This window comes from Nocardia sp. NPDC058658, from assembly GCF_042716665.1.
Lineage (GTDB): Bacteria > Actinomycetota > Actinomycetes > Mycobacteriales > Mycobacteriaceae > Nocardia.
The window spans coordinates 135,770-150,522 of sequence record NZ_JBHXRR010000007.1; the positions used below are offsets into that span (position 1 = coordinate 135,770).

Genomic DNA, 14,753 nt, shown 5'->3' on the forward strand with positions numbered 1-14,753 from the left:
CCCTAGCCTCGCTTCGATGCCCGCTCGATAGATCCAGATGATTGTGGCAGACTTCACGCGACACCCGAGGGGGTGCCGCGACCTTTGGTTTTGCCTACAACAGGCTGGTCATGGAGCGGACCCCGACCGGGAGTCAACCAAGAAGTTATTGATCCGTTAGAATCCGATGTCACTTATTCGGGCAGTCGTAGACGCAATTTCTCGGCCAGCCGTAGTTCTCGGCCAGCAGCCACTGGCGAGCCACCATCGCGCCGGTGGAGGTTCGCTTCAGGCGCACGGTACGAGGCCAGTTTGGAAAGTGAGTGGGAGATGCGTGACGCCGCTAGGTCCGGCAGCAAACGCTGGGCGCTCGGCAACTGGGACCTGCGTTGGAAGGTTACGGCCGTACTTGCCGTGCCACTCGCGGTCGCGGTCGGGCTCGGCGTGTCTCGAATTACCTCGGAGTTCTCGGAAGCCAACCGGCTCTCCAGTATCAACGAGCAGGTAGACACGATTCCGGTGGTCAGTCGGCTGAGTGCGGTCACCGCCCAGGTGGTCGGCAGTCAGATGGTGCCGAGTGGCGCCGGTGTCTCGCTGGTGACCGAACAGGACCTCGCGAGTCTCGATGACGTGATCGGCGAGTCCGAGTCCTCGATCGACCAGCTCTCCGGGCTCCCCGAGGTGCACGCCGCGTTCGAGCGCATGCTCGCGAAGGCCAAGCGGGTGCGGGCGCAGGGCACAGGGTTGACGACCGACTTCCCGCCCGCCCTCGCCGTGGTCTCGGAGATGAACACCGACAGTATCCGGATCGTGGAAGCGACCCTGTCGGACGCGAGCAGCCCGGCGATGGACGCGAGCAAGATCCGTCTTGTCGACCTGCGTAACACCAGTACGGTGCTCGTCGACGAGCTCGCCGGTATCGCGCAGATGCTGCAGGGCAAAGAAGAAGGCGTCCAGGCCTACCTCACCGGTGTCGCCGTCGAACGGCACCGTGTCGAGGTGCTCGCCAACCGCTTCCCGCCCGGCGATCCGGTGATCGCCGAGCTCATGAAGCAGGTCCAGATCCGGCTCGGCATGCTCGACAGTCCCGCGTTCGCCGCGGGCCAGCTGCCCGTCACCGAGCTCAAGACCTCGCTCTACACCAGTATCGCGACCTACGAGGGCGCCGTCGACGAGGCGACCGCGTCCATCGACGTCGCCATGAACGACCTCGCCAGCACGGCCGCCACCGGCGCATGGACCTACACCGCGGTCGTCATCGCGACGATCCTGGCCGCGCTGTTGCTCGCGGTGTTCGTCGCCCGCTCGATGATCGTGCCGCTGCACCGGCTTCGCCTCGCCGCGCTGCGCGTCGCCGAATCCGATCTGCCGCACGAGGTCGCCCAGCTCCGCAACGGCGCCGCTCCCGAGGACGTGCCGCTCGAGCCGATGCCGGTGCGCTCCGACGAGGAGATCGGCCAGCTCGCTCGCGCCGTCGACGACATCCACGGGCAGGCCCTTCGCCTCGCCAGTGACCAGGCGCAGATGCGTTCGCAGGTCAACGACATGTTCGAGACCCTGGCTCGTCGGTCCAAGTCGCTCGTCGACCATCAGCTCACCCTCATCGAGGCGATGGAGTACGACGAGAAGGACCCGCGCCTGCTCGAGAACCTCTTCCGCCTCGACCACCTCGCCGCGCGCATGCGCCGTAACGGCGACAACCTGCTGATTCTGGCCGGTACCAAACAGCGTCGCACCAAGTCGGCCCCGGTCGAGATCGCCGACGTGCTGCGCGCCGCGATCTCCGAGGTCGAGGACTACGAGCGGGTCAAGCTCGGCGCCACGCCGCGCGGCTCGCTGGTCGAGCCGGCCGCCTCCGATATGGCGCACCTGTTCGCCGAGCTGCTCGACAACGCCCTTCGCGCCTCCCCGCCGGAGACCGACGTCAAGTTCACCTTCGCCCAGGCACACGACCAGGGTCTGCTGATCGAGGTCGCCGACCGCGGTATCGGTATGCCGCCCGCGGAGATGTCGGAGATCAACCACCGGCTCGAGCAGACCGCCGAGCCCGGTCCCGACACCGCCCGTCACATGGGTCTGTTCGTTGTCGGTCGCCTGGCCGAGCGGCACGGGCTCACCGTGCGACTACGTCCGACCTTCGACACCGCCCGCGATCCCGGCGTCACCGTCACCGTGCACGTGCCGGTCGGCCTGATCGTCTCGGCGGCCGGTGGGACCGTGGTGCCGCCGCATCAGCTGCAGAAGCAGCAGCAGGCGCCCGCGCCGGACCAGCAGCGGCCGCAGTCCAACGCGCAGCAGCAGCCGAGCACCATGCAGACCCGCGCGATCACCCGTACCCCGGGTGGCAACGTGATGGTCACCGTGGATCCCGGCGTCAGCGGGCCGACCCCGGCGGGTGCCGGTGGTGGGTTGCCGCAGCGTCAGCCGGGCAACTCGATGGCCTCGGGAATGGCACAGGACGCCACCGAGCAGTCCTCGCCGTCGCTGCGCCCGCCCGCACCGGGCCAGGCGAACGTGCCGCAGCGCGGCAAGCTCGCCGCGGCGAACCTGCCCAAGCGCAATCTGGCACCGGGTGGGCCGCAACGTCCGCCCGCCGGGCCGGGTCAGGGCGAGCAGAAGCCGAGTGGGCTCGCGCAGACCGGCGGCGGCTTGCCGCAGCGTCAGCCGGGTGCCAGCGGTGCGCCGTCGCGTGATGCCGCGCAGCCGCCCGCCGCGCCGCAGCGTGATGCGGCACAGACTCAGCGGGGGAGCACCCCCGGTGGTCTGCCGCAGCGTTCGCCCGGCGCCAACGGCGCCCCGCAGCGTGACCCTTCGGTCGGCCTGCCGCAGCGTGATCCTTCGCAGCGACTACCGCAGCGGGAGCAGACCGGTGGCCTGCCGCAGCGTGACCCGTCGACCGGGCTCCCGCAGCGGGAGCAGACCGGTGGGTTGCCGCAGCGTGACCCGTCGTCCGGGCTGCCGCAGCGGGAGCAGACCGGTGGCCTGCCGCAGCGTGATTCGGTAACGGGTCTGCCGCAGCGCGGCCAGCCGACCGGCCTGCCGCAGCGTGCGCCGGAAAGTTCCGCGCCGCAGCGTGATTCCGAACCTGTCCAGCGTGATCCGTCGACCGGGCTCCCGCAGCGCGGCACTGCCTCAGGCGGTCTGCCGCAGCGTGAACCCACGCCGCGGCTGCCGCACCGGGATCAGTCCGGTGGCCTGCCCAGGCTCGATCCGCTCAGTGGTCTGCCGCAGCGTGATCCGTCCGGTGAGTTGCCGAGGCTCGATCCGCTCGGAGGCCTGCCGCAGCGTGACCCGTCGAACGGTCTGCCGCAGCGTGATCCGGCCAACGGACTCCCGCCGCGTGCCCAGCCCACCCGTCCGGCCAACGGCCTGCCGCAGCGCGCAACCCCTGCGCCGCAGCAGGATCCGGCGCAGGGAGACGCGCCCAACGGCCTGCCGCAACGTGCGGCTGCGCCGAATGGGCTGCCGCGCCGCGATCCCGGGGCTAGTGTTGTACCGCAGGCGACCGCCGGGCCAGGAGTGGCTCTGCCACAACGGGATCGGGACCCTGCGGGGCCGGAAAACGCTGCGTCGGCAGGGCGTGATCCGGGTCGGCACAGCTTCCGGGCCAGTCCGGAGAAGGCTGCGTCGTTCTTCCAGACCAGGTTGCAGCCGGCACCCGAGGGTGATTCCGTCATGGGCGGAACGCCGATCTTCGCCGAGATGATGTCGGCGTGGCTCACGGACGAGAACTCCGACCGCAACCAGATGGCCGCCGCCTTCGAATCACCCGGTGACGAGGGATGGCAGGCCGCTCGGGCGGCCAGCGAAGCCCAGGCCGAGGTCCGTACCGCCGCCGGTTTGCCACAGCGCAGTCCGGGCGGAAGGCTCGTGCCCGGTGGTGTGAGCGGCGCCGCCGATCGCACCAAGCCCCCACGCGATCCCGCCACGATCCGCAACAGCCTGAGTCGTCACCAGCAGGGCGTCCGGGATGGCCGCGCAATGAAGGCAATGAACCTAACCGGAGATAAAGGAGACCGATGAACCCCGATCTAGGTGGTACGAACCGTCAGCTGGATTGGCTGGTTTCGAACTTCGCCAACGAGGTTCCTGGCGTAGCCCATGCCGTGCTGGTCTCGGCTGACGGACTCTTGATGGCCGCGAGCGCTCAGCTCCCGGTCGACCGCGCCGAGCAGCTCTCGGCCGTCACCGCCGGACTGGCGAGCCTGTCCGTCGGCGTGTCGAATCTGTTCGAAGGCGGTACGGTACTGCAGTCCGTCGTCGAGATGGAGCACGGTTACCTGCTGCTCATGGCAGTCGGCGACGGCTCCTACCTAGCTGTCCTGACCAACACCTCGTGTGACATCGGTCAGGTCGGCTACGAAATGGCACTTCTGGTCGAGCGCGTTGGCCAGACGGTCCAGGCCACACCTCGCGTCACGATGGGTTCCTGATGGTGGGATGGACATAGACGATCACCGCATGGGGAGCGCCGAGCCCAGCCTCGTTCGCCCGTACTCCTTGACTGCCGGCCGCACCAGGCCGGCGGTCGAGTTGGCGCTGGAGGCACTCGTCGCATCGCATCCGGTCGCCATGGAGCGGCAGTACGAACTGAACAACCTCGAAACGTCCATCGTGGAGTTGTGCAGGCAATCGCCGTCCGTTGCCGAGATAGCTGCCCAGCTGTACATCCCGATCGGGGTGGCCCGGGTACTCGTAGCCGATCTGATCGAGGCCGGTCATGTCCGGGTTTCGGCAACATTGAAAGACGATTCCAGCGACGATGAACGTCGCGAGCTGATCGAAAGGGTTCTCAGTGGACTCCGGCGTATTTGATTCGACGGCGCAGGTTGACACCCGCACGGCCAAGCCGACTTCGGCGAAGATCGTTGTCGCCGGTGGCTTCGGTGTGGGTAAGACCACGATGGTCGGCGCGGTGTCGGAGATCGTTCCGCTGCGCACCGAGGCGTTGGTCACCAACGCCAGTACCGGAATCGACAACCTGACCGGTATTCCGCAGAAGTCGACCACCACGGTGGCGATGGACTTCGGTCGCATCAGCCTCGCCGACGACCTGGTCCTGTACCTGTTCGGTACGCCGGGCCAGTACCGGTTCTGGTTCATGTGGGACGACCTGATCCGCGGCGCCATCGGCGCCGTGGTGCTGGTCGACACCCGCAGGCTCGAAGACAGCTTCGCCGCTGTCGACTACTTCGAGGCCCGCGGGCTGCCGTTCCTGGTGGCGCTCAACGAGTTCGACGACGCGCCGAAGTACCCCCTGGAAGACATCCGCCAGGCGCTTGCGGTTCCCGCCGACGTGCCGATCATGTCGATCGACGCCCGTCGCCGGGAACCGGCCAAGCAGGCCCTGGTCGCCCTGACCGAGTACGCGTTGCGCAAGGTCATGCAGGGCTACTGAGCCGGTCATTCGAACGATGACGGGGCTGCCGCGATGAAGGCCGCAGCCCCGCCCTCGCCTCAGACCTCCGGTTCGGGATCGGGCCGGGTCCAGCCCAGGATCATCGCCGGTGCGCAACCGCCGGTCATGAGCGCGGCCAACACCATCAGCCCGCCCGCGTAGGCGGTGCGCGAGGCGTCGGCGTCCGGCGCGAACGAACCCGCGAAGATCAGGAAGAACACCGGCGCCAGCGTCAGGTTCTGGGTCAGCGCGAGACCGACCGACCTGGCCTTGTTTCGTTCGGCGATTTCCCATTCGTCCAACATCGGCTCGGGTGCGCTGTCCTGCCTGCCGCAGGCGATGCGCAGCATGGTCCAGCTCGGCAGGAACGCGATGATCGCCACGAGGGTGACCGCGGGCGCCCATGGCAACCCGAACACCGCGAGCACCCCCGCGATCGCGAGCCCGAACAGCCCGGTCGCCACGATCACCACGAGCAGCCGACGCCGGCGAAGCGGTCGCCAGCTCGCCAGCAGACCCGAGGTGCGCTGTTCCTGCACGAGCCAGCGCCGGACGCGGTAGTCCTGGTAGCGGTCGATGAGGTTGCTGGTCATGGCGTCGCGCCTTTCGTGCGTGGATACAACTCGGCCGAGAGTGGGCCGAATTCCTTGCGGGAGAACGCAACTTCGACCGGTAGCGCGAACACATCGCAGATGCGCAGCGCCAGGTCGAGGCTCGGATAGTGATCGCCGCGTTCGAGCGCGCCGATCGTCTGGACATTGACATTGACGGCCTCGGCAAGCGCCGCCCGGCTCATCCGATGCTCCGCGCGCAGCACTGCGATGCGATTGAAGATCGGTAGGGTTTCCCCTCGTCTGACTGGGCTCACCTAATGAAGTGTTGTAAAAACACAACAGTCTGTCAAGAAGATCCAATAATTCGGTCTGTTCTCGTTACCTGTCCTTCCTGGTCTAGGCTCGTCTCGTGCACATGTCGGCGGACGGCCTGATCGGCCAATTGCTCGATGCGGGCTCGTTCGTGAGCTGGGATCGGTCACCTATCGAACCGGCTGTGTCGCCGCGTTATCGCGCCGAGCTCATCGCCGCGGCGCGACGGTCGGGCACCGACGAGTCGGTGCTGACCGGGCACGGCCTGTTGCGTGGGCGCCCGGTCGCGGTGATCGCCTGCGAATTCGCGTTTCTCGCCGGTTCGATCGGTGTCGCGGCGGCCGAGCGGATCGTGTGTGCCGTCGAGCGTGCGACCGAACTCGGGTTGCCGCTGATCGCCTCGCCGACCTCCGGTGGAACTCGAATGCAGGAGGGCACAGTCGCTTTCGTGCAGATGGTGAAGATCGCGGGCGCGGTGGCAGTGCACAAGGCGGCGGGCCATCCGTATTTGGTGTATCTGCGCAATCCGACGATGGGCGGGGTGTTCGCCTCGTGGGGATCGTTGGGGCACATCACCTTTGCCGAGCCGGGCGCGCTCATCGGGTTCCTCGGTCCGCGCGTGTACGAAGCCTTGTACGGCAGGCCGTTTCCGCCCGGCGTGCAGACCGCGGAGAACCTCTACCGCAACGGCGTGATCGACGGTGTGGTGTCGGTGGAGGTGTTCCGCCGGATCGCGCACCGGGCGATGAGTGTCGCCAGTGGCGCCGTCGAGTCGGCGACCACCGAGCCGGGTTGGGCTGCGCCGGTTCGTAGTCCGGCGACACCGGCGAATCCTGCTGCGAGCGCGTGGGATTCGGTGCTCAGCTCGCGCAGGCCGGGCCGACCCGGCATTCGTGACCTGCTTCGCCATACGACACAACGGGTTCCGCTCAGCGGTACCGGTCGCGGTGATTCCGATCGCACCGTCCTGCTCGCCCTCGCCCGCTTCGCCGGTCAACCGTGCGTCGTCTTCGGACATGACCGAGCTGGCCAGGAGGGCGAACACACCATGGGCCCGGCCGCCCTGCGCGAGGCGCGGCGCGCGATGGTGCTGGCGCGGGAGCTGCGGCTGCCGCTGGTGCTCGTCATCGACACCGTCGGCGCCGCCCTGTCCAAGGAGGCCGAAGAACGCGGGATCGCCCCCGAAATCGCGCGCTGCCTGGCCGATCTCGTCACCCTCGACACTCCGACCGTCTCGGTGCTGCTGGGCCAGGGCACCGGCGGCGGCGCGCTCGCGCTGCTGCCCGCCGACCGGGTGCTCGCCGCCCGACACGGCTGGCTGGCCCCGCTGCCGCCGGAAGGGGCGAGCGCCATCGTGTTCCGCGATACCGCGCACGCGCCGGACATGGCCGCGGCGCAAGGCATCAGGTCGGCGGATCTGCTCGCGGACGGTGTGGTGGACGAGATCGTGGAGGAGTACCCCGACGCCGCCGACGAGCCGGTCGCCTTCGCCCGGCGCACGGTCCTCGCGATCGCCGCCGAACTGGCCGCCCTGCGCGCCGAGGATCCAGCCGCACTGCGGACTCTGCGCCAGGCCAGATACCGGCGAATCGGACTGGTGGGCGGCGTGTGAGACCCCTTGACTCGCGCCCCGCTTTCTACCCAGTCGCAGGTCGGCCGAAACACACCACGCACCGTCGTTGACGGCACCCCGAACCGCTTCTACGGTCGAAAGGGTGACCTTTCGCAGTGAGAGCAGCCCTGTCCCCACCATCGTGCTCAATGACGGGAACGTGATCCCGCAGCTCGGCTTCGGTGTGTTCCAGGTGCCGGCGGAAGACGTCACCGGGGTGGTGGCCGAGGCGTTGAAGGTCGGTTACCGCAGCATCGACACGGCCGCGGTCTACGGAAACGAGGAAGGCGTAGGCCGCGCCATCGGTGAATCGGGGATACCCCGCGACGAACTATTCATCACGACCAAACTGTGGAACGCCGACCAGGGTTACGACAGCACCCTGCGCGCCTTCGACACCAGCATGCAGCGGCTCGGCCTGGACTATCTCGACCTGTATCTGATCCACTGGCCGGTTCCGTCGGCCGGTCGCTATGTCGACACGTTCCGCGCGTTCCAGGCGCTGAAGTCGCAGGGCCGGGTCGGTTCGATCGGCGTCTCCAACTTCCGGGTGATCGATCTGGAGACCCTGATCGCCGACACCGGCGAGATCCCCACGGTGAACCAGATCGAACTACATCCCACGCTTTCCCAGCGTGATTTGCGCCAATACGGTGCCAATCACGCCATTGCCACCGAGGCGTGGAGCCCGCTCGGGCAGGGCACCCTGCTCGACAACCCGACCATCGTCGGCATCGCGAAGCAGCTCGACCGCACGCCCGCGCAGGTGATCATCCGGTGGCATCTGCAGCTGGGCAATATCGTCATCCCGAAGTCGGTGACGCCGTCGCGGATCGCCGAGAACTTCGACGTGTTCACCTTCGAACTCGACGCCGAGGCGATGGAGTCGATCAGTCGCCTCGACGCGGGCAAGCGAGTGGGCCCCGATCCGTCGACGTTCAGCGCCGGGCTGGATTGATCCCCAGGTAGTCGGTCAGTTCGCGGGCGGCGGCCCGACCTGCCCGGTTGGCGCCGATCGTGCTGGCCGAGGGCCCGTAGCCGATGAGGTGGATGCGCGGGTCGACGGCCACCTGGGTCGCCAACCGCCCGGTCATGGTGATCCCGCCGCCTGGTCCGCGCAGCCGCAGCGGCGCCAAATGGTCGAGTGAGCTGCGAAAACCGGTCGCCCACAGGATCACATCGGCGGCTTGGAAACTGCCGTCGGCCCACCGGACCCCGGTCGGTTCGATCCGTTCGAACATCGGCAGCCGCCGCAGCGCGCCACGCTCGCGGGCGGCCCGCAACCGCGCATCAAGGGGCAGTCCGGTCACCGAGACGACCGATCCCGGCGGCAGCCCCGCGCGCACCCGGTCCTCCACCAGCGCCACCGCGTCGCGTCCGTCCTGTTCGACGAACGGCGTCTCCCGCCACCGGGGCTCCGATCTGGTCACCCATGTGGTGGAAGTCACCAGCGAGATCTCGTCGAGCAACTGCACCGCCGAGATGCCCCCGCCGACGATCACCACGTGCTTGCCCGCGAACTCGTCGGCCGTCTGGTAGTCGCGGGTGTGCATCTGACGACCGGCGAAGGTGTCGTCCCCCGGGTATCGGGGGACGAACGGGCGCTCCCAGGTGCCGGTGCCGTTGATCAGCCCGCGCGTACGCAGGGTGCCCGCACCCTCGGTCTCGACCTGGAAAACCTCCCCGCGCCCCGCGCAACTGCTGCCGTCAGCGGTTCGATCGCACACGACTTCGACCGTCACCTGCCGCTGAACCCGCAGGTCGAAGCGCTTCTCATAGAGCTCGTAATAGTGCGGCACCGCAGTGGCCGCCGGTGCGGATTCCGAACCAGCGGGCAGCGTCTCGGCAAAGGACATTCCGGGCAGATCGTGCACCCGGTTCACCGTCGTCAATGTCAGTGAGGGCCACCGGAACTGCCACGCCCCACCGGGTCCGGGCGCGTGGTCGACGATCCGGAAGTCGCGTTCGGGCACCAACCCGAGCTTGCGCAGGTGATAGCCGGCGGAGAGCCCGGCCTGACCGGCACCGATGACCAGAATGTCGAAATCGGTCATCTTGTCCATCGCCACAACAGCCGATGCTATCTCCTTACCAGGCGTTGTCGGTGGCCTGTGGCAGAGTGTGAACATCCACTAAATCCGGTGATTCTGGGGAGGACGCATGCTCGGCGTGACCCGCGATGGTGACGTGATCACCATCGAATTGCAGCGTGAGGAACGGCGCAACGCACTCAACGAGGACCTGGTCGGGCAGTTGCGTGCCGCGTTGCTCGACGCGGTGGCACAGGGTGCGCGGGCCATCGTGCTCACCGGCCGCGGGCCCATCTTCAGTGCGGGTGCCGATCTGTCAGGGGTGTACTCCGAGTCGTTCCTGAGCGGGCTGCTCGACATGCTGCACACCATCGAATCCGTTCCGGTGCCGGTGATCTCGGCGATCAACGGCGGCGCGCTCGGCGCGGGCGTGCAACTGGCGCTGGCCTCGGACCTGCGGGTGATCGAGCCCGATGCCTACATCGCGGTGCCCGCGGCCAAGCTCGGCATCTCGGTCGATCGCTGGACGGTGTCGCGGCTGGCGGCGCTGATCGGTGGCGGTCCGGCCCGCACGATCCTGCTCGGCGCCGAATCCGTCTCCGCCGCAGACGCTTACGCCTACGGTTTCGCCAACAAGCTCGGCACCCTGGCCGACGCGCAGGACTGGGCCAAGTCCATCGCCGCGCTCGCGCCGCTGTCGCTGCAGGCCATGAAACTGATGCTCAATGACGACGGCACCGGCGATCCGGCCAGCGCGCAGCAAGTAGCGGCGCTGAAAGCCGCGTGGAGCAGCGACGACGCGAAAGAGGGCCGTCTGGCCCGGCAGGAGAAGCGTCCGGCGAAGTTCGTGGGCCGCTGATGCGCATCACACGAGTGGCCGGTTCGCTGGCGAGCACTTTCGGTCTCGCCTGGGTGGCGCGCGCGGTGTGGGGTCTGCCCACCGCGCTCGGTGCGGGTCCGTCGGCCATCGCGCCGACCGCGATCGGCAAGTCCTCCTACCGTGACGGCCGTTTCCACAACACCGAGCCGAGTTCGATGCTCGCCGCCGGTGCCGCACCGTCGCTGATCTGGTCGGGTCTCACCAAGGGCCGCGTCGGTCGCCCGGCGAACCCCGTCCCGTTGGTCACCCCCGCGGTCCCCGAGCAGGCGGCCGAACTCGCCGTCACCTGGTACGGACACGCCTCCGCCCTGGTCGAACTCGACGGCTACCGGGTACTGGCCGATCCGGTGTGGAGCGAACGGGTCTCCCCGTCCCCGGTCATCGGCCCGGCCCGACTGCATCCGGTCCCCGGTGAGCTGTCGGAGGTGCCGCAGGTCGACGCCGTGATCATCTCCCACGATCACTACGACCACCTCGACAAAGCCACCGTCGACGAACTCGTCCGCACCCAGCTCGCCCCGTTCGTCGTGCCCACCGGCATCGGCGCGCACCTGCGGCAGTGGGGAGTGCCCGAGTACCGGATCATCGAGCTGGACTGGGGTGGCTCGGTCTCGCTCGGCCACGACGCCGACGACCGCGGCCTCACCATCACCTGCGCCGAGGCCAGGCACTTCTCCGGCCGCGGCCTGGTCCGCAACACCACGCTGTGGGCGTCGTGGGCGCTGTCGGGACCAACCAAGCGGGTCTATTTCGGCGGCGACACCGGATACACGAAGGCATTCTCCCAGGCAGGCGCGGTACTCGGCCCCTTCGATCTCACGCTGCTGCCCATCGGCGCCTACGACGAGCGCTGGACCGATGTGCACATGAATCCCGAAGAGGCGGTGCGCGCCCACGCCGACCTGTGCCTCGGCGACCCCCGCTACGGCCTGCTGGTCCCGATCCACTGGGCCACGTTCAACCTGGCCTTCCACGGCTGGTCCGAACCCGTCCGGCGCCTGGTGTCGGCAGCCGCGGATGCGGGTACTCCGGTGGTAGTGCCCAAGCCGGGCCAGAGGGTGGTTCCGAATGACCTCCCACCACGGGATTCGTGGTGGGAAAATGTGGAGTGACCCTCCTCTCGAAAGGAACATCGGCAGATGAGTCTCGTGGATACCTTGAAGGGCTTGCTCGGTAAGGGCAAGGTCGCGGTCGAACAGAACGCCGACAAGATCAATGAGGCGGTCGACAAGGCCGGCACCTTCATCGATGACAAAACCAAGGGCAAGTACACCGACAAGATCGAGAAGGGCAAGGACGCGGCCAAGAAGGTCGTGCCCCCGCAGGCAGGTCCCGGTGCAGCCCCCGGCGGCCCCGCTCCGACAGATCCGGGACCCAAGGCCTGATTCGGTGCGCGGGGGCCGGTAGTCGGTCCCCGTAGCCGGATTGCGTCGATGGTCCGCCGGGAATTTCGGGGCGCGCCGGGTGAACCGGACATCGAGGTTGAGCTCAGCAACCTCGACAAAGTGCTGTACCCGGAGACCGGCACCACCAAAGGCGAGGTGATCGCCTACTATTCGGCGATCTCCGAGGCCGCGTTGCCGCATGTGGCGGGGCGTCCGGTCACCAGAAAACGGTGGCCGAACGGGGTCGATCACTCCGATTTCTTCGAGAAGAACCTTCCAGAGCACGCGCCCGCGTGGATCCACCGAGCCGCGATCGAGCATTCCAGCCGTCGCGTGGTGTATCCGCTGATCGACTCCGAAGCGGGAATGGCCTGGCTAGGGCAGCAAGCGGCGCTGGAAATCCATGTGCCGCAATGGTGTTTCGACGGTGACGAACGCGGCCCGGCGACCAGGATCGTGTTCGATCTCGATCCTGGGCCCGGTGCCGGGTTGGCCGAATGCGCGCGGGTCGCGCTGGCCGTGCGCGAGCTGGTCGCCGATATCGGTATGCGGGCGTTTCCGGTTACCAGCGGTAGCAAGGGGATTCACGTCTATGTGCCCCTGGACCGGCCGGTGAGTTCGCGTGGCGCGTCCACCGTGGCGAAGCAGGTGGCGACCAATCTCGAAGCGCTGCACCCGGATCTGGTGACGGCGACCATGGCGAAGGCGGCCCGCAAGGGCAAGGTGTTCCTGGACTGGAGTCAGAACAACGCCGCCAAGACCACCATCGCCCCGTACTCGCTGCGTGGTCGCGCCGAACCCAATGCGGCCGCCCCGCGCACCTGGGCCGAGATCGAAGACGCGGATGCGTTGCGCCAGTTACGTTTCGACGAGGTGCTCGCCCGCTGGCAGGCCGACGGTGACCTGCTGGCCGAACTCGACCCGCCACTGCCGGACCGGCCGCGCCCGGACTCCCTCGCCAAGTACCGCAGCATGCGCGACCCGCAGCGCACCCCCGAACCCGTCCCCGAGGCGGCCCCGGAACCCGGCCCCGGCAACCGTTTCGTCATCCAGGAACATCACGCCCGCCGCCTGCACTGGGATGTTCGCCTCGAACACGACGGCGTCCTCGCCTCCTGGGCGGTGCCCAAGGGTCCGCCGACCGAGCCGAAACACAACCGCCTCGCGGTGCGCACCGAGGATCACCCCCTCGAATACCTGCACTTCCACGGCTCGATTCCGAAGGGTGAATACGGAGCCGGGGAGATGACGATCTGGGATTCGGGCACCTATGTCACCGAGAAGTGGCGTTCCGACGAGGTGATCGTCGAACTCGACGGTGAGCGGGTGTCCGGCCGCTACGCCTTCATCCAGACCAAGGGCGACCAGTGGTTGATGCACTTCATGCGCGACCAGGCCCGTCGAGAACCTGTGATGGACAAGGGGTTTCCGCGTGGGCTGTCGCCGATGCTGGCTACCGCAGGAGATGTCGAATCGCTGACCCCTGCGGATTGGGCCTTCGAAACGAAATGGGACGGCTTTCGGGTGATCGTCGAAATCGACGACGGCACAGTCACTGTCCGCAGCCGCGCGGGTAACACGGTGACCGCCCGGTACCCGCGCCTGGCCGCGCTCGGCGAAGAACTGGCCGGACACCAGGTGATCCTGGACGGTGAGGCGGTAGTCCTCGATGACGCCGGACTCTCGGATATCTCAGCATTGCAAGCGGATTCGGCCCGTGCGGTATTCGTCGCCTTCGACGTGCTCTACCTCGACGGCACCTCCCTGCTGCGCAAGAAGTACACCGATCGTCGCACCGTGCTCGAGGCGCTGGGCAGGCTGTCGCCGTCGATGAATGTCAGTGCGCTGCTGGACGGTTCGGGTGCCGAGGTGATGAAGGTCAGTCGCGAGCAGGGTCAGGAAGGTGTCGTCGCCAAGCGGCTGGAATCGGTGTATCAGCCGGGCAAGCGCAGCCAGACCTGGCTCAAGCAGCGCAATTGGCGTACCCGCGAAGTGGTGGTCGGCGGGTGGCGGCGCAGCGATAAACGGCCGTTCAAGTCGCTGCTGCTCGGCATGCCGCACGAGGAAGGGCTCATCTACGTCGGCCGGGTGGGGACGGGGTTCGGGTACGAGCAGTCGCGTCGGATAGCCGACGAACTGGCCGGGCTACGCCGCGACACCTCACCGTTCACCAATGAGCTGACCGCCGACGAACGCCACGACGCGCAGTGGGTCACCCCGGAGCTCACCGGCACCGTCCGTTTCCAGGCGTGGACCGACACCGGACGGCTCTGGCACCCCGTGTGGGACGGTGTGACGAGTTCACCACGCTGATGCCCACCCGCGAAAGCTGCGATGTTGCTACGGTTGTCGGGTTGTACCCGGTGTCGGATCAAACGAGGAGTACGCGGTGGATTTCAAGAACCTGGCGGGCAAGGCGATGGACATGGCCGCCCAGCATGCGGACAAGGTCGACGGCGTGATCGACAAGGCCGGTGACGTGGTCGACGCCAAGACCGGCGGCAAGTTCAGCGGCCAGGTCGACTCCGCCCAGGACGCGGCAAAGAACGCGCTCCGCTGAATTTTCTTGCGGCTGGCGCCGCGGGATTTTCGGCCCTGAGGGC

Annotated in this window: 14 protein-coding genes; 11 read left to right on the forward strand and 3 right to left on the reverse strand. The window is 67.8% G+C overall.

Annotated elements, in window-relative coordinates; translation table 11 throughout:
- The first annotated feature begins 309 nt into the window (after nt 1-309).
- From ACFWUP_RS13780 to ACFWUP_RS13795, 4 genes are read left to right on the forward strand one after another with little or no spacing between them, the layout of a single operon-like run.
- Entirely contained in the window at nt 310-4,002 is a 3,693-nt protein-coding gene (locus ACFWUP_RS13780) for an ATP-binding protein (protein WP_379234049.1), read from the forward strand.
- A complete protein-coding gene (locus tag ACFWUP_RS13785) occupies nt 3,999-4,412 on the forward strand; it encodes a roadblock/LC7 domain-containing protein (protein ID WP_011207200.1) in 414 nt (137 codons plus the stop codon). The genes ACFWUP_RS13780 and ACFWUP_RS13785 overlap by 4 nt, the downstream gene beginning before the upstream one ends.
- Nucleotides 4,413-4,419: 7 nt before the next feature.
- On the forward strand, nt 4,420-4,794 hold the full coding sequence (locus ACFWUP_RS13790) for a DUF742 domain-containing protein (RefSeq protein WP_056818578.1): 375 nt from the start codon (nt 4,420-4,422) through the stop codon (nt 4,792-4,794).
- Nucleotides 4,775-5,377, forward strand: coding sequence for an ATP/GTP-binding protein (locus ACFWUP_RS13795; RefSeq protein WP_174551063.1), 603 nt, complete (start codon nt 4,775-4,777; stop codon nt 5,375-5,377). Before ACFWUP_RS13790 ends, ACFWUP_RS13795 begins: the two co-directional genes overlap by 20 nt.
- 59 nt (nt 5,378-5,436) lie before the next feature.
- Here the strand turns inward: ACFWUP_RS13795 and ACFWUP_RS13800 are convergent, their stop codons facing one another.
- Both ACFWUP_RS13800 and ACFWUP_RS13805 read right to left on the reverse strand, forming a co-directional pair.
- On the reverse strand, nt 5,437-5,970 hold the full coding sequence (locus ACFWUP_RS13800) for a hypothetical protein (RefSeq protein WP_379234051.1): 534 nt from the start codon (nt 5,968-5,970) through the stop codon (nt 5,437-5,439).
- Complete coding sequence (locus ACFWUP_RS13805) at nt 5,967-6,245, reverse strand: helix-turn-helix transcriptional regulator (RefSeq protein WP_379234053.1); 279 nt, start codon at nt 6,243-6,245, stop codon at nt 5,967-5,969. The genes ACFWUP_RS13800 and ACFWUP_RS13805 overlap by 4 nt, the downstream gene beginning before the upstream one ends.
- Before the next feature lie 101 nt (nt 6,246-6,346).
- Here ACFWUP_RS13805 and ACFWUP_RS13810 point away from each other — a divergent pair, with 101 nt between their 5' ends.
- Both ACFWUP_RS13810 and ACFWUP_RS13815 read left to right on the forward strand, forming a co-directional pair.
- The gene (locus ACFWUP_RS13810) at nt 6,347-7,855 is read left to right on the forward strand and encodes a carboxyl transferase domain-containing protein (RefSeq protein WP_379234206.1); all 1,509 of its coding nucleotides are present in this window, start codon (nt 6,347-6,349) and stop codon (nt 7,853-7,855) included.
- Nucleotides 7,856-7,958: 103 nt separating this feature from the next.
- Nucleotides 7,959-8,813 carry an aldo/keto reductase gene (locus ACFWUP_RS13815; RefSeq protein ID WP_379234055.1) on the forward strand — a complete coding sequence of 285 codons (855 nt, stop codon included), beginning with the start codon at nt 7,959-7,961 and terminating at the stop codon, nt 8,811-8,813.
- Here the strand turns inward: ACFWUP_RS13815 and ACFWUP_RS13820 are convergent.
- Entirely contained in the window at nt 8,794-9,918 is a 1,125-nt protein-coding gene (locus tag ACFWUP_RS13820) for a flavin-containing monooxygenase (protein ID WP_379234208.1), read from the reverse strand. The genes ACFWUP_RS13815 and ACFWUP_RS13820 overlap by 20 nt on opposite strands.
- Before the next feature lie 97 nt (nt 9,919-10,015).
- On the opposite strand from ACFWUP_RS13820, the gene ACFWUP_RS13825 reads away from it, so the two are divergent.
- The 5 genes from ACFWUP_RS13825 (at nt 10,016) to ACFWUP_RS13845 (ending at nt 14,710) form a co-directional block, all read left to right on the forward strand.
- Complete coding sequence (locus ACFWUP_RS13825) at nt 10,016-10,744, forward strand: enoyl-CoA hydratase (RefSeq protein ID WP_379234057.1); 729 nt, start codon at nt 10,016-10,018, stop codon at nt 10,742-10,744.
- The gene (locus tag ACFWUP_RS13830) at nt 10,744-11,877 is read left to right on the forward strand and encodes an MBL fold metallo-hydrolase (protein ID WP_379234059.1); all 1,134 of its coding nucleotides are present in this window, start codon (nt 10,744-10,746) and stop codon (nt 11,875-11,877) included. The genes ACFWUP_RS13825 and ACFWUP_RS13830 overlap by 1 nt, the downstream gene beginning before the upstream one ends.
- 27 nt (nt 11,878-11,904) lie before the next feature.
- A complete protein-coding gene (locus ACFWUP_RS13835; protein WP_379234061.1) occupies nt 11,905-12,150 on the forward strand; it encodes an antitoxin in 246 nt (81 codons plus the stop codon).
- A gap of 48 nt (nt 12,151-12,198) precedes the next feature.
- Nucleotides 12,199-14,463 (forward strand): ATP-dependent DNA ligase, encoded by a 2,265-nt coding sequence (locus ACFWUP_RS13840; RefSeq protein ID WP_379234063.1) that lies wholly within the window; start codon nt 12,199-12,201, stop codon nt 14,461-14,463.
- A gap of 76 nt (nt 14,464-14,539) precedes the next feature.
- Nucleotides 14,540-14,710, forward strand: coding sequence for an antitoxin (locus ACFWUP_RS13845; protein WP_379234065.1), 171 nt, complete (start codon nt 14,540-14,542; stop codon nt 14,708-14,710).
- The last annotated feature ends 43 nt before the right edge of the window (nt 14,711-14,753 follow it).

What these genes read in the sequence shown, in the direction of transcription:
- ACFWUP_RS13835 (WP_379234061.1), top strand. Translation starts at nt 11,905, where the DNA reads ATGAGTCTCGTGGATACCTTGAAGGGCTTGCTCGGTAAGGGCAAGGTC.
- ACFWUP_RS13830 (WP_379234059.1), top strand. Translation starts at nt 10,744, where the DNA reads ATGCGCATCACACGAGTGGCCGGTTCGCTGGCGAGCACTTTCGGTCTC.
- ACFWUP_RS13785 (WP_011207200.1), top strand. Translation starts at nt 3,999, where the DNA reads ATGAACCCCGATCTAGGTGGTACGAACCGTCAGCTGGATTGGCTGGTT.
- ACFWUP_RS13810 (WP_379234206.1), top strand. Translation starts at nt 6,347, where the DNA reads ATGTCGGCGGACGGCCTGATCGGCCAATTGCTCGATGCGGGCTCGTTC.
- ACFWUP_RS13825 (WP_379234057.1), top strand. Translation starts at nt 10,016, where the DNA reads ATGCTCGGCGTGACCCGCGATGGTGACGTGATCACCATCGAATTGCAG.
- ACFWUP_RS13800 (WP_379234051.1), bottom strand. Translation starts at nt 5,970, where the DNA reads ATGACCAGCAACCTCATCGACCGCTACCAGGACTACCGCGTCCGGCGC.
- ACFWUP_RS13790 (WP_056818578.1), top strand. Translation starts at nt 4,420, where the DNA reads ATGGACATAGACGATCACCGCATGGGGAGCGCCGAGCCCAGCCTCGTT.
- ACFWUP_RS13780 (WP_379234049.1), top strand. Translation starts at nt 310, where the DNA reads ATGCGTGACGCCGCTAGGTCCGGCAGCAAACGCTGGGCGCTCGGCAAC.
- ACFWUP_RS13840 (WP_379234063.1), top strand. Translation starts at nt 12,199, where the DNA reads ATGGTCCGCCGGGAATTTCGGGGCGCGCCGGGTGAACCGGACATCGAG.
- ACFWUP_RS13820 (WP_379234208.1), bottom strand. Translation starts at nt 9,918, where the DNA reads ATGGACAAGATGACCGATTTCGACATTCTGGTCATCGGTGCCGGTCAG.